This window comes from Limibacillus sp. (assembly GCA_037379885.1).
Lineage (GTDB): Bacteria > Pseudomonadota > Alphaproteobacteria > Kiloniellales > CECT-8803 > JARRJC01.
The window spans coordinates 14,512-38,564 of the sequence record JARRJC010000002.1 but is presented as its reverse complement, the minus strand read 5'-3'; the positions used below and the strand labels follow the sequence as shown (position 1 = coordinate 38,564).

The window sequence follows — 24,053 nt, the reverse complement described above, 5'->3', positions numbered from 1 at the left end:
GTTGACTAGGGGTCCGACTGACTAGGGCCCGACTGACTAGGGAGAGTGACCATGAGCGCCGAGAGCAGCGGCTCGCCGATGAAGCAGCACCTGATCGATCCTGAGATCTGCATCCGCTGCTACACCTGCGAGGAGATGTGTCCCATCGACGCCATCACCCACAACGACGACAACGTCGTGGTGGATGCGGAGATCTGCGACTACTGCATGGCCTGCATCGCCCCCTGTCCGACCGGCTCCATCGACAACTGGCGTCTGGTCATGGAGCCCTATTCGCTGGAGGAGCAGTTCTCCTGGGACGAGCTGCCCGAGCAGGAGGACCTGGGCGAGGCCGACAGCGGCGAGCTGGCCGAGGCCATGGAGGAGGAGATCACCAAGCTGCTGGCCGAGGCCCACGCCGGGACCGGCGGCAAGGCGGTGGCCCCCGCCTCCGCCTCCAAGCCCTCGATCAACCTCTTCAGCCGCCAGAACCCGGCCGTGGCGACGGTGCAGGGCAACCACCGCATCACCGACCCGGAGACGGGATCGGACGTGCGCCACATCATCCTCTCGCTGGGCGAGCAGTCCATGCCGGTCCTGGAAGGCCAGTCGGTCGGCGTGATCCCGCCGGGCGAGCAGGAGAACGGCAAGCCCCATGACATCCGCCTCTATTCCATCTCCTCCTCGCGCGACGGCGAGAAGCCCAACGCCAACAACATCGCGCTCACGGTCAAGCGGGAGGAAAAGGGCGTCTGCTCCAACTACCTCTGCGACCTGAAGAAGGGCGACGAGGTGAAGCTGACGGGCCCCTTCGGCGGCACCTTCCTGATGCCGGGCGACGTCTCGGCCAACATCGTCATGATCTGCACCGGCACGGGCTCCGCGCCCTTCCGCGCCTTCACCGAGCGCCGCCGCCGCGCCATGCCCGGCGCGCCCGGCAAGCTGGTGCTCTACTTCGGCGCGCGCACGCCGGGCGAGCTGCCCTATTTCGGGCCCCTGAAGAAGGTGCCCGCATCGCTGCTGGAGCAGCACCAGGTCTTCTCCCGCCTGGAGGATAAGCCCAAGGAGTACGTGCAGGACCGCATGCGCAAGACCGGCGACAGCCTCGCCGAGCTGCTGCGCGACGAGCGGACCCACATCTTCATCTGTGGCCTGAAGGGCATGGAGAACGGCGTGGACGAAGCCCTATCCGATATCTGCCGCGAACATGGTATGAGCTGGTCCGACCTGAAGCCTGAGATGCGGAGCAGCGGACGCTACCATGTCGAAACCTACTGACCACCGCGAGCGCGGCGTAAGGGGCATGCGCCCCGCCGGAGCCTTTCGCGACCTCGATGCGCCCCGCGTGGCCGCCCAGGTGCCGCTGATCCGGGAGATCACCGTCGGCTGGGGCGACTGCGACCCGGCGCAGATCGCCTACACCGCCAACATCCCCGCCTGGGGACTGCTGGCCGTGGAGGCCTGGTACAAGGCCTGTCTGGGCGTCAACTGGTACGAGATCAACCTGGACCACGGCGTCGGCACGCCCTTCGTCTCGCTGGGCTTCGACTTCGTCTCTCCGGTGACGCCGCGCGCGCCGCTGCTGGTCTCGGTCTATGTCGAACGTCTGGGGCGCTCCTCCCTCAGCCATCTGGTCGAGGCGCGCCAGGAGGATGCGGTCTGCTTCTACGGCCGCACCACCGCCGCCTTCGTCGGCGCCAACGAGATGAAGGCCGTGGCGATTCCGGATAACATGAGAGCCTCGATCGAGGACTATCTGGCCCGTCAGGGGCCCTTGCCCGAATGGAAAAGCAGGACGTGAGCGCCGATAGGGAAGAGAAATCCGCCGAGGCCCTGGACCGGGAAGCCGAGTTCCTGGGCCGCGTCGGCGCGCGCGTGCGCTCCGCGCGCACCCGTCTCGGCATGTCCCGCAAGATGCTGGCCCAGGCCTCCGGCGTGTCGGAGCGCTATCTGGCGCAGCTTGAGAACGGGGCCGGCAACATCTCGATCCTGCTGCTGCGCCAGGTGGCCCGCGCCACGGCGATCCGCATCGAGGACCTCCTGGGCGAGGGCGAGACCGACGCCGAGACTTTGAGCCTCCTCGACGCCGTGCGGCGCACGACGCCGGAGGAGCGCAAGCGCCTCTTCGAGCTGCTGTCGGAGATTCGCGACGCCGGCGGGGTCGACATGAAGACCGGCCGTATCGCGCTGATCGGTCTGCGCGGCGCGGGCAAGTCGACCCTGGGCCGTCTGGTGGCCGAGCGTCTTGCGCTGCCCTTCATCGAACTGAACCGGGAGATAGAGGCCGAGAGCGGCCTCGCCGTCGCCGAGATCTTCTCGCTCTATGGGCAGGAGGGGTACCGGCGGCTGGAGCAGCGCTGCCTGAAGATGGTGGTGGCGCGCAACCCGGCGGTGGTGCTGGCCGTCGCCGGCGGCATCGTGGGCGAGCCCTCGACCTATGAGATCCTCCTGAAATCCTTCCACGCGATCTGGCTGCGCGCCAGCCCGGAAGAGCACATGGAGCGGGTGCGCGCCCAGGGCGACCGCCGCCCCATGGCCGGAAACCCGGCGGCGATGGACGAGCTGCGTGCGATCCTGGAGGCGCGCGAGCGCTTCTATTCCCGCGCGGAGGCCAGCCTCGACACCTCCGGCAAGACGGTCGACCAAAGCGTCACCGAACTGGCCGCGCTGATCCGCGAACTCACCCCCGCCGCCTGACCGGCCGCCGCGAACGATTTGGCAAAGGGCTCCGGCTTGCGCTAGCCTTGGCTCATGCTGCTCTGCAACAAAGGGCGGCGGCGACAAGGAACCGCTCTACAGCAGGGGGCTGGAAGCTTCTTTCAAAATGGCTCTGCCCGAGTTGGATAAACTGGAGACGCTGGCCGTCTTCCTGGACTTCGACGGCACCTTGGTCGATCTGGTGGATCGGCCGGAAGACGTTGAGGTTACTGCGCAAGCGCGCAGCCTCTTGGTGCGCCTCAGCGCGCGCCTCGGCGGGGCCGTCGCAATCGTGACCGGGCGCGAGATCGAGCAGATCGACGCCTTTCTCTCCAGCATCACGCTGCCAGTCGCGGGCGTCCACGGCGTTGTGCGGCGCGGCGCGGACGGGCGCTATCACGACAGCCATCAGGCGACGCTGCCGATTGAGCGTTTGGCCAGCCGTCTGGAGCCGCTGCTGGAGCGCGCGCCCGAGCTCCTGCTGGAGCCCAAGGGCGGCAGCCTCGCGCTGCACTACCGCGCGCGGCCTGATCTGGAAGCGGTATGCCTCGCCGCCATGGAGCGCGCCATCGAGGACATCGACGACGCCGTGCTGCTGCACGGCAAGTTCGTGATCGAGGTGAAGCCGGAGGGCCGTGACAAGGGCCTGGCGATCCGGGACTTCATGGAGGAGCCGCCCTTTTCCGGACGCCGCCCGCTCTACGCCGGGGACGACGTGACCGACGAGGACGCCTTCGGGGTGGTCGAGGCGCTCGGCGGCCTTACCATTAAGGTGGGAGAAGGGGAAAGCAGCGCCCGCTACCGCGCCGCCTCGCCCGAGGCCCTGATCGAGTGGCTGAACAAGAACCTGGAGGCCTGCGAAGCGTGAGCGACCTGAACCTGGGGCTGATCGGAAACTGCACCATCTCCGCGCTGATCGACAGAGACGCCTCCATCGTCTGGAGCTGCCTGCCGCGCTTCGACGGGGACCCGGTGTTCCATGGCCTTCTGGGCAGCGGCAGCGATGCCGGAAGACAGGAGACGGCCGCCAAGGGCAAGGGCCGGGACGGGGTCTTCGCCATCGAACTGGAAGGTCAGACCGCCAGCGAACAGAGTTACGTCGCCAACACGGCGGTGCTGCGGACCGTGCTGCACGCGCCCTCGGGCTCGGTCGAGATCATCGACTTCTGTCCTCGCTTCAAGGCGCGCGGGCGCAGTTTCCGTCCGCAGATGATCGTGCGCCGCCTGAAGCCGCTCGGCGGCACGCCGCGCGTCCGCGTTCGCGTGCGCCCGCGCTTCAACTACGGCACCAAGGCGCCGCGCATCACCTCCGGCTCCAACCATGTCCGCTACGTGGACGACGCGACCACGCTCCGGCTCACCAGCGACCTGCCGATCGACTATCTGCTGGGCGAGACGCTCTTTAATCTGGACGAGCCGGTGAACATGATCCTGGGGCCGGACGAGACGCTGGGCGACGGCCCGGCGGCCATCGCCGAGAGCTTCGAGAAGGAGACCGTCGCCTACTGGCGGGTCTGGACGCACCGCCTCGCGCTGCCGCTCGACTGGCAGGACGCGGTGATCCGCGCCTCCATCACGCTGAAGCTCTGCTCCTACGAGCCGACCGGCGCCATCGTCGCGGCCATGACCACGTCGATCCCGGAATCGCCGAACTCGGAGCGCAACTGGGACTACCGCTACTGCTGGGTGCGCGACGCCTTCTTCGTGGTGCGCGCGCTCAACAGCCTTGCCGCCGTCCAGACCATGGAGACCTACTTCCGCTGGCTGATGAACGTGGTGGCCAACGCCAAGGACGGGCACATCCAGCCGGTCTACGGGATCGGCCTGGAAGACGCCCTGGTCGAGCGCATCGAACCGGCGCTGACCGGTTATCAGGGCATGGGCCCCGTGCGCATCGGCAATCAGGCCTACGAGCATTTCCAGCACGACACCTACGGCAACATCATCCTGGGCGCGGCCCAGGCCTTCTTCGACCGCCGCCTGATCATGACGGTGGGCGAGGGCGAGTTCCGCCGGCTGGAGGCTCTGGGCGAGCAGGCCTTCAGGCTGCACGACCAGCCCGACGCCGGGCTCTGGGAACTGCGCACCCGGGCGCGGGTCCACACCTCCTCCAGCCTCATGTGCTGGGCGGCCTGCGACCGCCTCGCCAAGATCGCCGGTCAGCTTGGCCTGGGCGAGCGCGCCGGTTTCTGGAGCGCGCGCGCCAAGACCATCAAGGAAGCGATCCTGAAGCGCGCCTGGTCGGACAAGCGCCAGGCCTTCGTGGAATCCTTCGAGGGCGAGAGCCTCGACGCCTCGGTCCTGCTGATGGCCGAGGTCGGCTTCCTCGACCCCAAGGACCCGCGGTTCATCGCGACGGTGGAGCGCATCGAGGAGGTGCTGGGCCACGGCCCCTTCATGCTGCGCTACGAGGAGGCGGACGACTTCGGCAAGCCGGAGACCGCCTTCAACATCTGCGCCTTCTGGCGGCTCGACGCGCTGGTGCGCATCGGGCGCAAGGACGAGGCGCGGGAGATCTTCGACGCGCTGCTGGCCGCGCGCACGCCGCTGGGTCTGATGTCCGAGGACACCGACACCACCACGGGCGCGCCCTGGGGCAACTTCCCGCAGACCTACTCCATGGTCGGGATCATCAACGGCGCCGTCAGACTGTCGCGGCCCTGGGAGCATGTCATATGAGCCGCCTGATCGTCGTCTCCAACCGCGTCGCGGACCTTGAGAAGGGCGCGCAGTCCGGCGGCCTAGCGGTTGCGCTGGGCGATGCGCTTAAGAAGGCGCAAGGGCTCTGGTTCGGCTGGGACGGCAACATCCTGAACGGCGGGCGGCTCGCCACCAACGTGCGCGAGCAGGCGGGCGTCACCTTCGCGACCACGCCCCTGACCCGCGAGGAGTACGAGCAGTACTATCTCGGCTATTCCAACAACGTGCTCTGGCCGACCTTCCACTACCGCATCGACCTCACCAACTTCGAGACCGCCTTCGTTCAGGGTTACCGCAAGGTCAACCAGCGCATGGCCCAGGCGCTGGCGCCGCTGGTGACCGAAGGCGACACGGTCTGGGTCCATGACTACCACCTGATCCCGCTGGCCGCCGAACTGCGCACCCGCGGCATCGAGGTGCCGATCGGTTTCTTCCTGCACATTCCCTTCCCGCCGCCGGAGATCCTGCAGACCATTCCCGACCACGAGTGGCTGGTGCGCTCGCTCTTCTCCTGCGACGTGATCGGCTTTCAGACCAGCGGCGACCGCGGGAACTTCGCCCGCTACGTGAGGGAGCGGGCCGGTGGCGAGGAGACCGAGGGCGGCCGTCTCAAGGCCTTCGGCCGCACGGTGATCGCCAAGGCCTATCCCATCGGCATCGACGTCGAGGACTTCGCGGCCATGGCGCACGCCAAGCAGGCCGAGGAGCTGATCGAGCGCATGCACCGCCGCTCCTTCGAGCGCTCCCTCATCATCGGGGTGGACCGCCTGGACTACACCAAGGGCCTGCCCGAACGGCTCAAGGCCTTCCGCCGCCTGCTGGAGCTCTATCCCGAGAACCGGCGGCAGGCGACCCTCTTGCAGATCGCACCGCCGACCCGTGAGGAGGTCGAGGCCTACACCGAGATCCGCGAGGAGCTGGAGGGCCTGACCGGCGCCATCAACGGCGCTTTCGGAAACTTCGACTGGACCCCGGTGCGCTACATCCACCGGGCCGTGCCGCGCGATACGCTGGCCGCTCTCTTCCGGGGCAGTCAGGTGGGACTCGTCACGCCGCTGCGCGACGGCATGAACCTGGTGGCGAAGGAATACGTCGCCGCCCAGGATTCAGAGGACCCCGGCGTGCTGGTGCTCTCCGAGTTCGCCGGAGCGGCGGAGGACCTGATCGAAGCGCTGATCGTCAACCCCTATGACGTGGACGACATGGCCGCCGCCCTCCAGCGCGCCGTCACCATGCCCCTGGAAGAACGCCGGGAGCGCCACGCCAAGCTGATGGAGCGGGTCCGGACCAACGACGTGATCCATTGGCGCGAGCGTTTCCTGGGCGATCTCTACGAGAGCTAGGCTGCCCAGGCGGGGAGGTCCTTCACCAGCAGGACCCAGTTCTCCCCCGGGTTCTCCCAGCCTTCCTTGACCATGGGGCGGCTCGCCCGCTCCCGGAAGCCGTGGCGTTCGTAGAGGCGCCGCGCGCCTGGGTTACCGTCGGAGACGATGATGGACAGCTGCTGGCAGCCGCTGTCCGCCGCCAGCCGGTCCGCTTCCTCCAGGAGCGCCGTTCCGAAGCCCTGGCCCCTGCATCCGGGGTAGGTGGCCAGGACATTGAGGTACCAGCTACCCGGCGCCAGCAACTCCAATTCAAGCAGCGGCCTGAAGAGCGGCGGCAGGCCGTCAAGGTCCAGCGGCTCCGGGGCTTCGGGCAGGGCGTAGCCGATCATTCCGGCGGCTATCCCTTCGGCATCTTCGGCGAGGAAGGCCTTCTTGTAGGAGAAGTCGCCCTTCTCGCGCCGGGCGCGGCGAAGGCCGACGGCGCGCAGGCTCTCGCCGGGCTCGGCCATGGCGGCCCAGACGCGGTGGACCAGGCCCTCGCTCGCGAATTCGACGAAGTCGACCAGGGCTTCTGCGTCCGCCGGTCGGGCTCTGCGTATGACGGTTCTGGTGGCGGTCACGATCTGACTCATGGGTTGCTTGCTCCTCTAGGGCCTCTGTCTCTATCTCTCCGCTTTCCGGCGGCGTTGAAATCTCTTAGGCCGCCGCCAGTTCTTCGCCTATGAACCAGTTCACAGTTCCAGCATTGGAGAGCTTCCCGGCCGGCGGCCTCGCCGTGGTCGTGGGCGCCGGCGGCGGCCTGGGCGGGGCGTTCGTCCGGCTGCTCGGCGACAGTGGGCGCTTTGCCCGGGTCATGGCGCTGGGGCGGACCAGCGCGCCGCCCCTCGACTTCGAGGACGAGGCCAGCATCGAAACCGCCGCCGGAGCGGTAGAGGCGAGCGGCCTCGACCTGCGTCTCCTGATCGACGCGAGCGGCATCCTGCACGCCGGGGAGATGCAGCCGGAGAAATCCTGGCGCGATCTGACGCCTGAGAATCTGGCGCGGGCCTTCCTGATCAACGCCAGCGGCCCGGCGCTGCTGATGAAGCACTTCCTGCCCCTGATCCCGCGCGACGGCAAGGCCTGCTTTGCGACCCTCTCCGCCAAGGTCGGGTCCATCGGCGACAACAGGATGGGCGGCTGGTACGCCTACCGCGCCTCCAAGGCCGCCTTGAACCAGATGGTCCGCTCGGCGGCCATCGAGCTGGGCCGCAGAAAGCGCGAGGCGCTCTGCCTGGCGCTCCATCCCGGCACGGTGGACACCGAGCTTTCCAAGCCCTTCTCCAAAAGCGGGTTGAAACTTCAGCGACCGGAAGAGTCGGCGGCGCGGCTGCTCACTGTTATCGACCGCCTGGACGCCGCGGCCAGCGGCGGTTTCTACGCCTATGACGGAGAAAGACTGCCATGGTGACCCGCTCCTCCTTCCGGGGTGGCGCGGCCCGCAGGGACTGCTAAGCTCCCGGCCATGCCTGACTTACCGAGCCCCATTCTGATCCTTCATGAGGACGCGCCCAGCCTGAAGCCCGCGCTTGAGCCGGCGTTTTCGGGCGCGCAGTTCCTTTACGCCAGCAATGAAGCCGAGCTGGAGGCCGCACTCGCGCGCGATCCCGAGGCCGTGCTCTCGATCAAGTCCTCTTCCTTTCCGGGTCCGCTGCACCGCCGCGCCTTCCACCATCCCTCGGTCCGCTGGTTTCAGGTCGGCGGGTCGGGCTTCGATCACCTGCTGCCGTTGGAGCGGGACGACCTGATCCTGACCAACTCCAAGGGCGTGCTGGCCCCGTTCCTGGCCGAGACGGCGCTGGGCGCGCTCTTGATGCTGAACGCCAATCTCCTTGGCTACCGGCGTCAGCAGGAAGCGCGGGTCTGGCGACCGATCCCCTTTGAGCCGCTGCGCGGCAAGACGCTCCTGGTGGTCGGCCTTGGGGCGATCGGCGCTTATCTCGCGGACTACGCCAAGGCGCTGGGCATGAAGGTGATCGGGGTGCGGGCGAGCCGCGAACCGCATCCCTCGGCTGAGAGCGTGCACGGTCCGGAGGAGCTCATGGCGCTGCTGCCAAGCGCCGACGTGGTCAGTCTCCATCTGCGTCTCAATGAGGAGACGCGCCATCTCTTCGGGCCTGAAGCCTTCGCCGCCATGAAGCCCGGCGCGATCCTGCTCAACACGGCGCGCGGGCCGGTTCTGGACGAGGCGGCGCTGCTGGCGGCTCTCCGCTCGGAGCGGCTGGGCGGCGCCTACCTCGATGTTTTCGAGCAGGAGCCCTTGCCCGAGGACAGCCCGCTCTGGGCCGAGGAACGCCTGATCATCACGCCCCACGCCGCCGACAACGTCACCGACTGGCCGCTGCGCTTCGCGCAGTTCTTCGCGGGAAACCTGGCGCGTTGGCGCGATGGGGAGCCCCTGGAGAATCGCATCGGACTCCCGCTGTGACGCTGAGACGCCTTCTTGCCGGGGCTTTGCTGGCGCTTATGGCGATGGGGACCGCCGTGGCCCAGGAGCCGAACGGCTACTTCAGGGACCTGGAACGCTCCGACTCGCCCAACGACTGGCTGATCGCGCCGGCGGACTTTCCCGGCGAGCCCGACGCCGAGGCGCCGGTCTTCGATGTTTCGGCGGAGCGGCTGGGCGAACTTTTCGAGGCCGTCGCGAAGGCCGAGGGCGCGGAAGAGGTGACGGCGCGCGGCGAAGACCTGCTCTGCGTCGTCGCTGTGACCAGCCTCTTGGGCTTCGAGGACGACGTCTGCGCGCAGTTCATCGTGCTGGAGGCGGGACGCTCGACCCTCGCGCTCTACTCCGCCTCGCGGGAGGGCTATTGGGATCTGGGCGCGAACCGGGCCCGGCTCGAGGACTGGCTTTCCCAGATCGCCGCCCTGGCGCACTAGAAAGCTTTTTTCACAAGCCAGCCGGAATACGCCAGAAAGCTGCGTGGCGGGCTATTGTCCGGCCCTTTCAATCGCGCTAGCGTTCCCTTAGACAGTCATCGAACAGTACTGACCCCTTTCGAGGTGAGGCCGGGCCGGAGTTCCGTGCGCCGGCTTTTTGGGGGAAATGAGGAGTGAACGAAGCTCATGCGTTACGAAGCGCCGACTTCCATGGAAGACGCAGTCGCCCTGCTGGCGGCTGAAAGCGGGATCGCCAAGGTCCTGGCGGGCGGCACCGACCTTCTGGTGCAGCTCCGCTCTGGCCGGCTGGAGCCCGACCTGGTCATCGACATCAAGCGCATCGACGGCCTGCGCGATATCGTCGCGGAGGAGGGCGGTTTCCGCATCGGCGCGGCTGTCAGCGGCGCCGAGATGAACGAGCACGAGGGCCTGACCGCGCTCTGGCCCGGCGTGGTCGAGGCGGCGGGCCTGATCGGATCGACCCAGGTCCAGGGCCGCGCCACCGTCTCCGGCAACCTCTGCAACGCCTCGCCGGCCGCCGACAGCGTGCCCGCGATGGTCGCCGCCGGGGCGCTGGCCCGCGTGATCGGGCCGGAAGGAACCCGCGACATCCCGGTGCTGGAGGTTGCCGCCGGTCCCGGCAAGACCAATCTGAAGAAGGGCGAGCTGGTGCACTCCATCTTCCTGCCCGCCCGGCCCAAGGGGGCGTCGGACGCCTACCTGCGTTTCATTCCGCGCACGGAGATGGACATCGCCGTGGTCGGCGCCGCCGTCAGCCTGGAACTGGCGTCCGACGGAAGCGTTTCCGCCGCGCGCGTATCGCTCGGCGCGGTCGCGCCCACGGTCCTGCTGGTGGAGGAGGCCGCCCAGGCGCTGATCGGCAGCAAGCTGGAGGAGGCCGCCCAGGAAAAGCTGGCGGCCGCCGCTTCGGCTGCCTGCAAGCCGATCGACGACAAGCGCGGCACGGTCGAGTACCGCACCAAGGTCGCGGGCGTCCTGGCGCGCCGCGCCGCCCTCATCGCCTATGACCGGGCCAAAGCCAATGCCTGAAGGAACGACAGCAATGAAGCGAATCCCTGTATCCACCACCATCAACGGCGACGCCGTGGAATTCCTCTGCGAGCCGGAGGAGACCCTGCTGGACGTGCTGCGCGACCGGCTCGGCATGACCGGCTCCAAGGAAGGCTGCGGCACCGGCGACTGCGGCGCCTGCTCCGTGACGGTCGATGGCCGTCTGGTCTGCTCCTGCCTCATGCTGGGCGCCGAAGCCCAGGGCCGCGAGATCGGCACCATCGAGGGGGTCTCGGACGGCGAGCGGCTGCATGTGCTTCAGTCCAAGCTGCTGGAGCACGCCGCGCTTCAGTGCGGCATCTGCACGCCGGGCATCGTGGTCGCCGCCAAGTCGCTGCTTGAGCGCAACCCCGACCCCGACGAGACGGAGGTCCGCTACTGGCTGGCCGGCAACCTCTGCCGCTGCACCGGATACGACAAGATCGTGCGCGCCGTCCTGGACGCCGCACAGGAAATCAGAAAGGGCTGACCCATGCCTCTCGATAGCAAACACGGCTTTTCGCCCCGTCAGTTCAAGGTCGTCGGCGAGCGCCCGCTGCGCCCCGACGGCATCGACAAGGTCACGGGCCGCGCGCGCTTCGGCGCCGACGCCTTCGCGCCCGGCATGCTGTTCGGCAAGGTGCTGCGCAGCCCGCACGCCCATGCCCGGATCCGCTCCATCGACACCTCCAAGGCCGAGGCGCTGCCCGGCGTGAAGGCGGTCGTCACCCGCGCCGACTTCGCCACGGACGTCGAGGAGGGCGAGACCGCCAACGTGCTCGAGAACGTCATGGCCGGCGAGAAGGCGCTCTACGAGGGCCACGCCGTCGCCGCCGTCGCCGCGGTCTCCAACTCCATCGCCAAGAAGGCGCTGAAGCTGATCGAGGTGGACTACGAGGTGCTGCCGCACGTCACCGACGTGGAGAAGGCCATGGAGCCCGGCGCGCCGGTGCTTCACGACCACATCTTCACCGAGGGCGTGGAGCCCAAGCCGTCGAGCCCCTCCAACGTCTGCCAGCGGATCGAGGTCGGCCACGGCGACGTCGAGAAGGGCTTTGCCGAGGCCGACGTGATCGTCGAGCACTCCTTCAAGACCGAGGCGACGCACCAGGGCTACATCGAGCCCCACGCCTGTCTGGCCAACATGTCGGCGGACGGCTCGGGCGAGCTTTGGGGCTGCACCCAGGGTCACTTCATGGTGCGCGACACCTGCGCGGCGCTGCTTGGCATCGACGTCTCGCGCCTGCGCGTCACGGCCTCTGAGATCGGCGGCGGCTTCGGCGGCAAGACCACGGTCTTCCTGGAGCCGACGGCGCTCGCGCTGTCCCGCAAGGCCGGCAAGCCGGTCAAGCTGGTCATGACCCGCGAGGAGGTCTTCCTCGCCTCCGGCCCGACCTCTTCCACCGCGATCCACGTCAAGATCGGCGCGAAGAAGGATGGCAGCATCACCGCCGGTTTCGCCGAACTGAAGTATCAGGGCGGCGCCTTCCCCGGCTCCCCGGTCGAGATGGGGGCCATGGCGGCCTTCGCCTGTTACGACCTGGAGAACGTCAAGTGCGTCGGCTGGGACGTGGTCACCAACCGGCCCAAGCAGGCGGCCTACCGCGCGCCCGGCGCGCCCATGGCGGCCTTCGCCGTGGAGTCCGTGGTCTCCGAGCTGGCGGGCAAGCTGGGCATCGATCCCATCGACCTGCGCCTGAAGAACGCGGCCAAGGAAGGCACCAAGTCCTCCTACGGCCCGACCTTCGGCCCCATCGGTCTGGTCGAGACGCTGGAGGCCGCCAAGGCCCACCCGCACTACGCCAAGAAGCTCGGCCCCAACCAGGGGCGGGGCGTGGCCTCGGGCTTCTGGTTCAACTTCGGCGGCCAGACCTGCACCAGCCTCAACGTCAACATCGACGGCACCTGCACGCTCTCGGTCGGCACCCCCGACATCGGCGGCAGCCGCGCGTCCATGTGCATGATGGCGGCTGAGGAGCTGGGCATTCCCTACGACAACGTACGGGCCATCGTCGCCGACACCTCCTCGCTCGGCTACAACGACGTGACCGACGGCAGCCGCGTCACCTTCGCCTCCGGCCTCGCCACCATCACGGCGGCGCGCGAGGCGAAGAAGAAGCTCTGCGAGCGGGCGGCGGCCATGTGGGGCATCCCGGTCGAGGCCGTGGAGTGGGTCGACGGCGAGGCGCGGCCCGCCGGTCCCAACGCGGGCGAGTTCGAGCCGCTTTCCATCGCCGACATCGCGGCGGTGGCGGGCAACACCGGCGGTCCCATCGCCGGGCACTACGAGGTTTCCGCCGATGGGGCGGGCCCGTCCTTCGCCACCCACATCGTGGATGCCGAGGTCGATCCCGATACCGGCCGCGTCTGGGTCAACGGCTACACGGTCGTGCAGGACGCGGGCAAGGCGATCCACCCGGCCTATGTCGAGGGCCAGTTCCAGGGCGGCGCGGTGCAGGGCATCGGCTGGGTCCTGAACGAGTGCTACATGTACAACGACAAGGGCAAGATGGAGAACGCGGGTTTCCTCGACTACCGGATCCCGGTCGCCTCCGACCTGCCGATGATCGACACGGTGATCGTGGAGGTGCCGAACCCCGGCCACCCCTACGGCGTGCGCGGGGTGGGGGAGACCTCCATCGTGCCGCCGCTGGCCGCCGTCGCCAACGCGGTCTCGGCCGCGGTCGGCGTGCGCCTGACCGAGCTGCCCATGTCGCCGCCGCGCGTCCTGAAGGCGCTGGAGGACAAGGGCCTGGTCTGATGGTCGCTGTCACGCTCCAGGGCGGTCTGAAGTCGATGGCGGGCAAGGCGGACTTCGAGCTTGAAGCGAAGAACGTCCGCGAGCTGGTCAACGCCCTCGCCGAGGCGGCGCCGGAGTTGAAACCGGCCCTGGACCGGGGCGTCGCCGTCTCCATCGACGGGCGCATCTACCGCGACTCCTGGTTCCAGCCCATCGAACCGGACAGCGAAGTCTTCGTCTTCTCCCGCATGGCGGGGGGCTGAGGGGCCTTCAAAAGCCGACTTTCCGTGACAATCTGCTACGGGCGCGCTATGAGGCGCGCCCGTAGTGCCTTATTGAAGAAGAGCGACACCCTTGAGCGACACCGCAGCCCTTGAACGGCAGGCGGCGCGCGGACGGCAGTTCGACCGGCGCAGCTTCGCCATCATCTCCCACCCCGACGCGGGCAAGACGACGCTGACCGAAAAGCTGCTCTTCCGGAGCGGCGCGATCCGCGCGGCGGGACAGGTGCGCGCCAAGGGCGAGAGCCGGCGCACCCGCTCGGACTGGATGGAGATCGAGCGCCAGCGCGGCATCTCCGTCTCTTCCTCGGTCATGACCTTCGAGCACGGCGGGCTCACCTTCAACCTCCTGGACACGCCCGGCCACGCCGACTTCTCCGAGGACACCTACCGCACCCTGACGGCGGTCGATTCCGCCGTGATGGTGATCGACGCGGCCAAGGGCATCGAGGCCCAGACCCTGAAGCTCTTCGAGGTCTGCCGCCTGCGCGACATTCCGATCATCACCTTCGTCAACAAGCTGGACCGCGAGGGGCGCGACAACTTCGAGCTTCTGGACGAGATCGAGTCCCAGCTGGCCCTCGACGTCTCGCCGGTCACCTGGCCGGTCGGGGTCGGCAACGCCTTCCAGGGCGCGCTCGACCTCAAGACCTTCCGTCTTTCGCCCGCCAACGGCGGTGAGCAGCGCCAATACGAGAGTCTGGAGGACCCGGCGCTGACCGAAAAGCTGCCGCCCGACCTCAAGGCCCGCTATGAGGAAGAGGCGCTCTTGGCCGGGGAGGCCTACAAGCCCTTCGACGCCCAGGCCTTCGCCGAGGGCCACATGACGCCGGTCCTCTTCGGTTCCGCCTTGAAGGAGTGCGGCGTCGATCAGCTTCTCGACATGCTGGAGGCCCACGCGCCCGCGCCGCGCCCGCAGCCCGCCGAGCCGCGCGAGGTGGTGCCCGAGGAAAAGGACTTCTCCGGCTTCGTCTTCAAGGTGCAGGCCAACCTGGATCCCAACCACCGCGACCGCGTCGCCTTCCTGCGCGTCTGTTCCGGCCGGTTCGAGCGCGGGGCGAAGCTGAACCTGGTGCGCACCGGAAAGCCCATGGCGGTCCACAACCCCATCTTCTTCTTCGCCCAGGAGCGCGAACTGGTGGAGGAGGCCTTTCCCGGCGACATCATCGGGATCCCCAACCACGGCACGCTCAGGGTCGGGGACAGCCTGACCGGCGGCGAGGCGCTGCGCTTCACCGGCATCCCCAACTTCGCGCCCGAAATTCTGCGCCGCATCCGCCTGGACGACCCCATGAAGGCCAAGCAGTTGAAGCGCGCGTTGGAGGACCTCGCGGAGGAGGGGGTGACCCAGGTCTTCCGTCCCGTCTTCGGGTCCGACTGGATCGTCGGTGTGGTCGGCGCCCTGCAGCTCGACGTGCTGAAGACGCGCATCCAGGGCGAATACAAGGTCGAGGTCTCCTACGAGGATGCCGGCTACGAGACCGCGCGCTGGGTGAGCGCCGCCGACAAGCAGGTCATCAAGACCTTCATCGACCAGAACCGCGGCTCCATGGCCGAGGACCGGGACGAGAATCCGGTGCTTCTTGTGCGCAACCGCTGGGAATTGGACCGGCTTGAGCGTAACTTTCCCGACATCACCTTCTCCCGGGTGCGCGAACGCAGCTAAAGAAGGACCTTGCCGCCATGAGCGAGGCTGCCGATGTCATCAAGGCCCGCTTGAGCGCAGAGCCCGTGGCGCTCGGCATTCTGCTCGGCTCGGGCCTCGGCGGGCTGGCCGCGCGCCTCGAACTTTCCCAGTCCATCGACTATCGCGACCTGCCCGGCTTCCCGCGCCTGGGCGTCAGCGCGCATGAGGGCGAACTGGTCCTGGGCGCGCTGGGCGGGCGCCGCGTCGCCCTACTTTCGGGCCGGGCGCACTACTACGAGGCGGGCGATGCCAGCGCCATGCGCGCCCCCCTGGAATGCCTGGCGGCACTGGGCTGCGAGAGCGTCCTGCTGACCAACGCCGCCGGATCGCTGCGCCCGGAGGCCGGGCCCGGGTCTCTGGTCGCGATCCGCGACCACATCAATCTGGCGGGCGCCAATCCCCTGATCGGGCTGTCCGGCGACAGCCGCTTCGTCAACATGGTCGGCGCCTATGACTTTGCCTTGCGCGCCTGTCTCGCCGAGGCGGCGAAGGCCTGCGGGATCGAGCTGCACGAAGGGGTCTACGCCTGGTTCTCCGGCCCATCTTTCGAGACCCCGGCGGAGATCGAGATGGCGCGGCGCCTGGGCGCGGACCTTGTCGGCATGTCGACCGTGCCGGAGACCCTGATCGCCCGCCACCTGGGGCTGCGCGTGGCCGCCCTGTCGGCGGTCACCAACCTTGGCGCGGGCATGACCCCGCAAGGTCCAAGCCATAGCGAGACCAAAACCAAGGCGGCGGCGATTTCCCGCGATTTCGAGGCGCTGGTGGAGGCTTTCTGCGCAAGGCTGCCCCGCGCGTGATTCGGCCCCAGCCCTCTTGAGATTGGCGGCCAGAAGTCGCAGATTGGGCGGCGAACCCGGCCTGCGCGGCGCTGCGAGCCCGCTGACAGGCTGAAAGAGACCGCCGATTGGGAGTTTTCGGGACATGATCCTTCTCCGCACCGGGCTTGGCGCCGTCTGCGCCCTGGCTCTCCTCTTTACCTCGCTGCTGGCCTCTGAGCTGCGCGCCGACACCATCAAGGTGGGGGAGATCAACAGCTACACCCGCCTTCCCGCCTTCACCGAGCCCTACAAGAAGGGCTGGCAGCTGGCGCTGGAGGAGATCAACGCCGCCGGCGGCGTCAAGGGCAGCGAGATCGAGGTCATTTCGCGCGACGACGCGGGCGAGCCCGGCACCGCCATCCGCATCGCCGAGGAGATGGTGACCCGCGACGAGGTGGTGCTGCTCTGGGGCACCTTCTTCTCCCACGTCGGGCTGGCGGTGACGGATTTCGCCAAGCAGCGCCAGGAGCTCTTCATCGCGACCGAGCCGCTCTCCGACGCCTTGGTCTGGTCCAAGGGCAACCGCTACACCTACCGCCTGCGGCCCTCCACCCACATGCAGGCCGCCATGCTGGCGGAGGCAGCGGCCAAGCTGCCGGCCAAGCGCTGGGCGACGGTCGCGCCGAACTACGCCTACGGCACCGACGCCGTGGCGCGCTTCAAGGAGGCGCTGACCGAGCTGCGTCCCGATGTGGTCTTCGTGGAGGAGCAGTGGCCGCCGCTCTTCAAGATCGACGCAGGCGCGACGGCCCGTGCGCTGGAAGCCGCCGACCCCGATGCGATCTACAACGTCACCTTCGGCGGCGACCTCGCCAAGTTCGTGCGCGAGGGCTCCCTGCGCGGCCTTTTCGAGGGCCGCGAGGTGGTGAGCCTCCTGTCCGGCGAGCCGGAGTATCTCGACCCGCTGGGCGCGGAAGCGCCCGAGGGCTGGATCGTCACCGGCTACCCCTGGTACGCCATCGAGGATCCCGCGCATCAGGCCTTCGTTGAGGCCTATGAGGAGCGCTGGGACGAGACGCCCAAGAACGGCTCGCTCGTGGGCTACAACTCCATGCTCGCCATCGCCGCCGTTCTGGAGCAGGCCGAGTCCCTGGAAACCGAAGACCTGCTGGCCGCCATGGAGGACCTGACCTTCGACTCGCCGATCGGCGAGATCACCTTCCGCGCCTCCGACCACCAGTCCACCATGGGCGCCTGGGTCGGGCGCACGGCGGTCGTCGACGGCGAGCCCAAGATGATCGATTGGCGCTATGCCCCGGGCGGCGACTACCTGCCGTCGCCCGAGGAGGCCATGAAGCTCCGTCCCGCGGAGTAAGCGCCCGAGGGCCGCGCGGGCGCGCCGTCCGGGAAGGAAAGCGACGCCATGGGCTTTTTCATCGCGCAGCTCCTGACCGGGCTCGCCTCGGCCTCCTCGCTCTTTCTGGTGGCCGCCGGGCTGTCGATCATCTTCGGCGTCACCCGGATCGTGAACTTCGCCCACGGCTCCTTCTTCATGCTGGGGGCCTATCTGGCCTACAGCATCGTGGGGCTGCTGCCCTTGGGCGTCCTGGGCTTCTGGGGCGCGGTCCTGCTGGCGGCGCTGATCGTCGGGCTGATCGGGGCCCTGATCGAATTCGCTCTTCTCAGCCGTCTCTATCGGGCCCCGCAGCTCTTTCAGCTCGTCGCCACCTTCGCGCTGGTGCTGATCATCCAGGACGTAGCCCTCTGGATCTGGGGCGCGGAGGATCTGGTGGGCCCGCGCGCGCCCGGCCTGGACGGCGCGGTGCGCATCCTGGGCGAGGCGATCCCGGAGTACGACCTGGCGCTGATCGTCATCGGCCCGCTGGTGCTGTTCGCGACCTGGCTGCTGTTCTACCGCAGCCGCTGGGGCGTGCTGGTGCGGGCCGCGACCGAGGACCGCGAGATGCTCGCCGCCCTGGGCGTGAACCAGCGCTGGCTCTTCACCTCGGTCTTTTTCGTCGGCTCCTTCCTGGCCGGGCTGGGCGGCGCGCTCCAGCTTCCGCGCGAATCCGTCAGCCTCTTGATGGACCTGAACGTCATCGCCGAGGCCTTCGTGGTGGTGGTGATCGGCGGCATGGGCTCGGTGCCCGGCGCGTATCTGGCCGCCGTCCTGATCGGGGAGCTCAACGCCTTCGGCGTGCTCTGGCTGCCGGAGATCACGCTGGTGCTGCCGTTCCTGGTCATGGCCGCCGTCCTGATCGCCCGGCCCTGGGGCCTGCTCGGAAAGCCCGAACGGGGCGGTCATGAGACGCTGCTGGCCGAGCGGCCCCTGAGTCTGCCGGGCCCGGCCCTGAAGGCGGCGCTGCTGGCGGGACTGCTGTTGCTGGCCGCGCTGCCGCTGTTCGCCGAGTCCTTCACGCTGGTGCTGATGACCGATGTGATGATCGCCGCGCTCTTCGCCGCCAGCCTCCAGTTCATGATGGGGTTGGGCGGCATGACCTCCTTCGGCCATGCCGCCTATTTCGGCCTCGGCGCCTACGGCGCGGCGCTGCTGGCGACCAAGGCGGCGCTGCCGATGGTGCCGGCGCTTTTGGGCGGGCCCTTCCTGGCGCTCGCCGGGGCGGCGCTCTTCGGCTGGTTCTGCGTGCGGCTGACGGGCGTCTATCTCGCCATGCTGACCCTGGCCGCCGCGCAGATCGTCTGGTCCCTGGTCTTCCAGTGGCGCGAGGTGACCGGCGGGGACGACGGCATTCTGGGGGTTTGGCCCGCGGACTGGGCTGCGTCGCGCGAGGCGGTCTACTGGCTGACGCTGCTGATCGCGGCGGGTGGCATCGCGCTGCTCTGGCGCTTCGCCCACGCGCCCTTCGGCTACCTGCTGCGCGCCGGGCGCGATTCACCCCAGCGCGCCGGGGCCATAGGCATCGACGTGAAGCGCCAACAGTGGTTCGCCTTCATCGCGGCGGGGACCTTCGCCGGGATGGCCGGGGCGATCTTCGCCTTTTCCAAGGGCAGCATCTTTCCCGACGAACTGGCGATCCCGCGTTCGGTCGACGGCTTGGTGATGGTGCTGCTGGGCGGTCTCCACTCGCTCTTCGGGCCCTTGCTGGGCGCGGGCGCCTTCGTGCTGCTGGAGGACTGGATTTCCCGCCTGGACTACTGGCGGCTGATCCTGGGGGTGGTGATCCTGGTCATCGTGACGGCCGCGCCGGATGGCATCGCGGGCGGCTTGCGGCGACTCTGGGCGTTGCTTGCGCCACGGCGGGAGGTGCGGCCATGACGCTCCTCTCGGTGCGCGACCTCTCCAAGGCCTTTGGCGGGGTCAAGGCGCTGGACGCCGTCACCTTCACGCTCGCCGAGGGTGAACTGCTCGCCATGATCGGCCCCAACGGGGCGGGGAAATCGACCTGCTTCAACATCCTGGGCGGGCAGCTCGCGCCCGATTCCGGGTCGGTGTCGCTGGCGGGAGAGGAGATCACCGGCCTGCCGCCGCGCCGCATCTGGCGGCTGGGCGTGGGGCGGTCTTTCCAGATCACCGCCACCTTCGGCTCCATGACCCTGGCGGAGAACATCCAGGTCGCCCTGCTCTCCAAGGCTGGGCGCGGCCTCAACCTCTTCTCCCGCGCCGCGCGGCTCCACCGGGAGGAGGCCGAGGCGCTGCTGGAGCGGGTCGGCCTCGCCGAACAGGCGGGGCGCGCAACCCGCGAGCTGGCTTACGGCGACCTCAAGCGCCTGGAACTGGCGATCGCGCTGGCCAACGATCCGCGCCTGCTGCTGATGGACGAGCCGACGGCAGGCATGGCTCCGGCCGAGCGCGGCGCACTGATGGAGCTGGCCGCCTCCCTGGTCGAGGAGAAGGGCGTCTCGATCCTTTTCACCGAGCACGACATGGACGTGGTTTTCGCCCACGCCCGGCGCATCCTGGTGCTGAACCGAGGCCTGCTGATCGCCGAGGGAACGGCGGGGGAGATCCGCCAGAACCCCGAGGTGCGCGAGGTTTATCTGGGCGGAGGGGCGCGCCATGCCTGATCCCTTCCTGAGCCTGGAGCGGGTGAACAGCTACTACGGCGGCGCGCATATCCTGCGCGACCTCTCGCTGGAGGTCGGGCGCGGAGAGGTGGTGGCGCTGCTGGGCCGCAACGGGGCGGGCAAGACCACGACCCTGAAGACCGTCATGGGCCTGGTGACGCCCCGGAGCGGGTCGATCCTGCTGGAGGGCCGGGATATCGCCGGGCGGCCGTCCTATGAGATCTGCCGTCTGGGTCTGGGCTACGTGCCGGAAGACAGGCGCGTCTTCGCGGGGCTGAGCGTTGCCGAGAACCTCGAAGTCGGGCGGCGCCCCGCGGCTGGCGGGCAGAACCCCTGGACGCCTGAGCGCTTGTTCGAGCTCTTCCCGAACCTCTACGAGCGTCGGAACAACGCGGGCGGCGACCTGAGCGGCGGCGAGCAGCAGATGCTGACCATCGCCCGCACCCTGATGGGCAACCCGCGCCTGCTGCTGCTGGACGAGCCTTCCGAGGGGATCGCGCCGGTCCTGGTCGATCAACTGGCCGAGACTATAGCGGCCCTGAAGCAGGAAGGTCTGACCGTCCTCCTCTCCGAGCAGAACCTGCACTTCGCCCGCGCGCTGGCCGACCGCGCCTATATCATCGAGGGCGGCGCGATCCGCTATGGCGGAGGCATGGCGGAGCTGGAGGCCCGGTCCGAACTGGCCCGCGACCATCTGGTCTTCTGAAGCAGCCGGGGTCTTGCATGCGACAGTCTCTCCCCTTTGCAAGCCATCACGCTTTCGCGCATATTGCGCAGCGAAAAAATGACGGACGCGAGTTTTGAAGGAGTGAAGCCAAGATGAAGGCTGAAACGGATGTCTGCATCATCGGCGCTGGACCGGTGGGCCTTTTCGCCGTCTTCGAGTTGGGCCTTCTGGATATGAAGTGCCACCTGATCGACATTCTCGACCGGCCAGGCGGCCAGTGCGCCGAGCTTTACCCGGAAAAACCGATCTACGACATCCCGGCGCTGCCGGTGGTGTCCGGCCAGGAACTGACCGACCGGCTGATGGAGCAGATCGCGCCCTTCAACCCGACCTTCCATTTCGATCAGATGGCGATCCGGCTGGAGAAGCTGGCCGAGAGCGAGGCCCTGCCTCACGGCGGCTGGCGCGTCACCACCGATCAGGACAGCGTGATCGACTGCAAGGTCGTGGTGATCGCGGCGGGCGGCGGTTCCTTCACGCCGAAGAAGCCCGCCATCGAGGGGATCGAGGCCTACGAGGGCACTTCGGTCTTCTACTCCGTGCGTCAGATGGAGAAGTTCCGGGGCAAGAAGCTGCTGATCGCGGGCGGCGGCGATTCCGCCCTGGACTGGACCCTGAACCTTCAGCCCCTGGCCGCTTCCACCGGGTTGATCCACCACCGCGACGGTTTCCGCGCCGCCCCCGACAGCGTCAACAAGATGGAGACGCTGGTGAAGGAGGGGAAGGTCGCCAAGCACATCGCAAAGCTCAAGGGCCTGAAGGGAGAGAACGGCAAGCTGGAAGCCGTGATCGCCACCAGCAAGGAAACCGGCGACTTCGAGATTCCCTGCGACACGCTGCTGCCCTTCTACGGCCTGACCATGAAGCTGGGGCCGGTCGGCGGCTTCGGCTACGAGGTGAAAGACGGCCTGATCCCGGTCGACACCGAGAAGTTCGAGACCTCGACCCCCGGCATCTTCGCCATCGGCGACATCAACTGGTACCCCGGCAAGCTGAAGCTGATCCTCTCGGGCTTCCATGAGGCGGCGCTCATGTCCCAGCAGGCCTTCCGCATCTGCTTTCCGGACCGCCGCCTGCGGTTCCAGTACACCACCAGCTCCACCGACCTGCACAACAAGCTGGGAGTGGCGGCTTGAAGATCTTCGTCACCGACCTGGAGGGCAAGGAGCACGCGCTGGAGGCCGAAGTCGGCTGGCGCGTCATGGAGATCATCCGCGACTGGGGCGTTCCCATAAAGGCCGAGTGCGGCGGCGCTTGCGAGTGCGCCACCTGCCACGTCTTCGTCGACGAGGAATGGCTCGACCGCCTGCCCGAGAAGACCGAGGAGGAAGAGGACAAGCTGGGCGACGCCCCCAGCGAGGAGGAGAACTCCCGCCTTTCCTGCCAGATCATCTTCCAGCCGGAGTTCGATGGCCTGAAGGTCACGCTCGCCCCGGAAACACGCCCGGAAGAGGCCTGAGAACAAGCTTTCTGAAAATAATGCTGCAACGCACAAATTTTTTGCGTTCCGCCCCTTGAAGCCGTGCGGTTAGCCCCAATATTGGAATCATTCCAATTTACAGCGTCGAGAAGGCCCGCCGCAGTTCGGGGGCCGACCTTGGCGCTAGAGCGAAACCGCAGGAAAAGACAGGAGAGCCCTTTACCATGATGAACAGAAAGCTTCCCGACGTTACCTTCAAGACCCGCGTGCGCGATGAGTCCATCGAAGGCCCGAACCCCTACAAGTGGGAGGACAAGACCACTGCCGACTTCTTCGGCGGCAAGCGTGTCGTCCTCTTTTCGCTTCCCGGCGCCTTCACGCCGACCTGCTCGACCTACCAGCTTCCCGATTTCGAGAAGCTCTACGAGGAGTTCAAGGAGCAGGGCATCGATGAGATCTACTGCGTCTCGGTCAACGACGCCTTCGTGATGAACGCCTGGGGCCGCCAGCAGGACCTGAAGAACGTGAAGCTGATCCCGGACGGATCCGGCGAGTTCACCCGCAAGATGGGCATGCTGGTCTGCAAGGATAACCTCGGCTTTGGCATGCGCTCCTGGCGTTATGCCGCCGTCGTCAACAACGGCATGGTCGAGGCGTGGTACGAGGAGCCCGGCTTCTCCGACAACTGCGAGACGGACCCCTACGGTGAGTCCTCCCCGCAGAACATCCTCGACAAGCTGGTCGCCGACGTGCGGTCCGAGGGCAAGGAAGAGGCTGCGTAACCGCCGTCTCAACGCGGAGCACGCGAGATGAAAAGAGGCCTCCGTCCCTTCAGAAGGGGCGGGGGCCTTTTTCGTCAGTCCGCCGCGTCGTTCAGTGCCCAGTCGTAAGCCGTGCCCGCCAGTTCGCCAGCGGCCTTCAGCCGCTCCGCCCGCTCCGGCGTCGTGTACTTCACCAGATGGGCGATCACGCCGCTCTCGTTCCCGCCGAAGTCTTCAAGAAACCAATCGTAGATGCGTGAGACGACCGGCCCCTCCTCGGTGAAGGAAAGGCCGCGCGGATCGTTGACGTAGGCGGTTGCCTGTTCGTCCAGTTGCGCCTCCAGTCGGTCGGGCAAGTAGGCCTCGGCCCGCAGGTTCGGGCAGCCGACCGAGGCGCAGTTGACGGCATAGTGGATGCGGGGGTCGCCCCAGAGCGGACGCAGGATGCCGTGCTCGATCTCGTTCAGCGTCACCTTGCGGCCCTCGATCTCCAGAAGCGGCGCGTCCCAGGGCCCCGAAGAGAAGAAGCCGGGCGAGATGTCGATATCCTGGATCGATTCCACCGGGTAGTGGTCGAGAACGACCTTCACGGTGAGGGCGTTGTAGAGATTGAGCCAGTAGGCCTGCTGCAGGTCCCTCTCAAAGCCGCGCGGCGTGAGCGCGGCCCAGCCCGCGATGATGGCTTCCAGCGCTGCGCGGTCTTCCGGGCCCTGCGCGCCGTAGTCGAGCCGCGCGACGCCGTCGCCGCCCAGCTGGACGCGTTCGGCCAGCCAGCCGCTCCAGGCCGAGAAATCGGGCTGCGTACCGGTACTGGCGGCGGTGTCGGCCCAGAAGTCTATCCGCTTGGCGGAGGGCGCGAAGAGCCCCTCGTTCGACCGCCAGGCGATCAAGGCAGGCGACAGCGCCAGGAAGCAGAGTCCGCGCAGGACGGTTCGGCGGCTGGTCATGGCGCTCCTCCGTGCAGGTTCACACCCGTCAGG

Annotated in this window: 24 protein-coding genes; 22 read left to right on the top strand and 2 right to left on the bottom strand. The window is 67.9% G+C overall.

Features of this window, described 5'->3' with window-relative positions:
• The first annotated feature begins 51 nt into the window (after positions 1–51).
• The 6 genes from boxA to otsA all read left to right on the top strand — a co-directional run bounded on the left by boxA (position 52) and on the right by otsA (position 6,719).
• Positions 52–1,257, top strand: a complete 1,206-nt coding sequence (boxA, locus tag P8X75_00865) for a benzoyl-CoA 2,3-epoxidase subunit BoxA (GenBank protein ID MEJ1993749.1) — start codon at positions 52–54, stop codon at positions 1,255–1,257.
• A complete protein-coding gene (locus P8X75_00860) occupies positions 1,241–1,780 on the top strand; it encodes a thioesterase family protein (protein ID MEJ1993748.1) in 540 nt (179 codons plus the stop codon). The genes boxA and P8X75_00860 overlap by 17 nt, the downstream gene beginning before the upstream one ends.
• Entirely contained in the window at positions 1,762–2,676 is a 915-nt protein-coding gene (locus P8X75_00855; GenBank protein ID MEJ1993747.1) for a helix-turn-helix transcriptional regulator, read from the top strand. Before P8X75_00860 ends, P8X75_00855 begins: the two co-directional genes overlap by 19 nt.
• 127 nt (positions 2,677–2,803) lie before the next feature.
• Entirely contained in the window at positions 2,804–3,544 is a 741-nt protein-coding gene (gene otsB, locus P8X75_00850) for a trehalose-phosphatase (protein ID MEJ1993746.1), read from the top strand.
• Positions 3,541–5,355: a glycoside hydrolase family 15 protein gene (locus tag P8X75_00845; GenBank protein MEJ1993745.1), complete on the top strand. Its 1,815-nt coding sequence runs from the start codon at positions 3,541–3,543 to the stop codon at positions 5,353–5,355. Before otsB ends, P8X75_00845 begins: the two co-directional genes overlap by 4 nt.
• A complete protein-coding gene (otsA, locus tag P8X75_00840) occupies positions 5,352–6,719 on the top strand; it encodes an alpha,alpha-trehalose-phosphate synthase (UDP-forming) (protein MEJ1993744.1) in 1,368 nt (455 codons plus the stop codon). Before P8X75_00845 ends, otsA begins: the two co-directional genes overlap by 4 nt.
• Here the strand turns inward: otsA and P8X75_00835 are convergent.
• Positions 6,716–7,333 (bottom strand): GNAT family N-acetyltransferase, encoded by a 618-nt coding sequence (locus tag P8X75_00835; protein MEJ1993743.1) that lies wholly within the window; start codon positions 7,331–7,333, stop codon positions 6,716–6,718. The two genes, otsA and P8X75_00835, sit on opposite strands and share 4 nt — an antisense overlap.
• Positions 7,334–7,422: 89 nt before the next feature.
• On the opposite strand from P8X75_00835, the gene P8X75_00830 reads away from it, so the two are divergent.
• The 16 genes from P8X75_00830 (at position 7,423) to P8X75_00755 (ending at position 23,094) form a co-directional block, all read left to right on the top strand.
• Entirely contained in the window at positions 7,423–8,151 is a 729-nt protein-coding gene (locus P8X75_00830; protein MEJ1993742.1) for an SDR family oxidoreductase, read from the top strand.
• A 54-nt stretch (positions 8,152–8,205) separates the two neighbouring features.
• Complete coding sequence (locus P8X75_00825; GenBank protein MEJ1993741.1) at positions 8,206–9,168, top strand: D-2-hydroxyacid dehydrogenase; 963 nt, start codon at positions 8,206–8,208, stop codon at positions 9,166–9,168.
• A gap of 38 nt (positions 9,169–9,206) precedes the next feature.
• The gene (locus P8X75_00820) at positions 9,207–9,620 is read left to right on the top strand and encodes a DUF1499 domain-containing protein (GenBank protein MEJ1993740.1); all 414 of its coding nucleotides are present in this window, start codon (positions 9,207–9,209) and stop codon (positions 9,618–9,620) included.
• A gap of 186 nt (positions 9,621–9,806) precedes the next feature.
• Positions 9,807–10,670, top strand: a complete 864-nt coding sequence (locus P8X75_00815) for a xanthine dehydrogenase family protein subunit M (protein ID MEJ1993739.1) — start codon at positions 9,807–9,809, stop codon at positions 10,668–10,670.
• 13 nt (positions 10,671–10,683) lie between these two features.
• Positions 10,684–11,160 carry a (2Fe-2S)-binding protein gene (locus P8X75_00810; GenBank protein ID MEJ1993738.1) on the top strand — a complete coding sequence of 159 codons (477 nt, stop codon included), beginning with the start codon at positions 10,684–10,686 and terminating at the stop codon, positions 11,158–11,160.
• Positions 11,161–11,163: 3 nt separating this feature from the next.
• Entirely contained in the window at positions 11,164–13,431 is a 2,268-nt protein-coding gene (locus tag P8X75_00805) for a xanthine dehydrogenase family protein molybdopterin-binding subunit (protein ID MEJ1993737.1), read from the top strand.
• Positions 13,431–13,673 (top strand): MoaD/ThiS family protein, encoded by a 243-nt coding sequence (locus P8X75_00800; protein ID MEJ1993736.1) that lies wholly within the window; start codon positions 13,431–13,433, stop codon positions 13,671–13,673. The genes P8X75_00805 and P8X75_00800 overlap by 1 nt, the downstream gene beginning before the upstream one ends.
• 91 nt (positions 13,674–13,764) lie before the next feature.
• On the top strand, positions 13,765–15,357 hold the full coding sequence (locus P8X75_00795; GenBank protein ID MEJ1993735.1) for a peptide chain release factor 3: 1,593 nt from the start codon (positions 13,765–13,767) through the stop codon (positions 15,355–15,357).
• Between the two features lie 17 nt (positions 15,358–15,374).
• Positions 15,375–16,178 carry a purine-nucleoside phosphorylase gene (locus tag P8X75_00790; GenBank protein ID MEJ1993734.1) on the top strand — a complete coding sequence of 268 codons (804 nt, stop codon included), beginning with the start codon at positions 15,375–15,377 and terminating at the stop codon, positions 16,176–16,178.
• 124 nt (positions 16,179–16,302) lie between these two features.
• Entirely contained in the window at positions 16,303–17,514 is a 1,212-nt protein-coding gene (locus P8X75_00785; GenBank protein MEJ1993733.1) for an ABC transporter substrate-binding protein, read from the top strand.
• Positions 17,515–17,562: 48 nt separating this feature from the next.
• Positions 17,563–19,416 (top strand): ABC transporter permease, encoded by a 1,854-nt coding sequence (locus P8X75_00780; protein MEJ1993732.1) that lies wholly within the window; start codon positions 17,563–17,565, stop codon positions 19,414–19,416.
• The gene (locus tag P8X75_00775) at positions 19,413–20,165 is read left to right on the top strand and encodes an ABC transporter ATP-binding protein (GenBank protein ID MEJ1993731.1); all 753 of its coding nucleotides are present in this window, start codon (positions 19,413–19,415) and stop codon (positions 20,163–20,165) included. Before P8X75_00780 ends, P8X75_00775 begins: the two co-directional genes overlap by 4 nt.
• Positions 20,158–20,871 carry an ABC transporter ATP-binding protein gene (locus P8X75_00770; protein MEJ1993730.1) on the top strand — a complete coding sequence of 238 codons (714 nt, stop codon included), beginning with the start codon at positions 20,158–20,160 and terminating at the stop codon, positions 20,869–20,871. Before P8X75_00775 ends, P8X75_00770 begins: the two co-directional genes overlap by 8 nt.
• Positions 20,872–20,984: 113 nt before the next feature.
• The gene (locus tag P8X75_00765) at positions 20,985–22,028 is read left to right on the top strand and encodes an NAD(P)/FAD-dependent oxidoreductase (protein ID MEJ1993729.1); all 1,044 of its coding nucleotides are present in this window, start codon (positions 20,985–20,987) and stop codon (positions 22,026–22,028) included.
• The gene (locus P8X75_00760) at positions 22,025–22,351 is read left to right on the top strand and encodes a 2Fe-2S iron-sulfur cluster-binding protein (protein MEJ1993728.1); all 327 of its coding nucleotides are present in this window, start codon (positions 22,025–22,027) and stop codon (positions 22,349–22,351) included. The genes P8X75_00765 and P8X75_00760 overlap by 4 nt, the downstream gene beginning before the upstream one ends.
• A 185-nt stretch (positions 22,352–22,536) precedes the next feature.
• On the top strand, positions 22,537–23,094 hold the full coding sequence (locus P8X75_00755; GenBank protein MEJ1993727.1) for a peroxiredoxin: 558 nt from the start codon (positions 22,537–22,539) through the stop codon (positions 23,092–23,094).
• 74 nt (positions 23,095–23,168) lie between these two features.
• Here the strand turns inward: P8X75_00755 and P8X75_00750 are convergent, their stop codons facing one another.
• Positions 23,169–24,020, bottom strand: a complete 852-nt coding sequence (locus P8X75_00750) for a DUF547 domain-containing protein (GenBank protein ID MEJ1993726.1) — start codon at positions 24,018–24,020, stop codon at positions 23,169–23,171.
• Between the last annotated feature and the right edge of the window lie 33 nt (positions 24,021–24,053).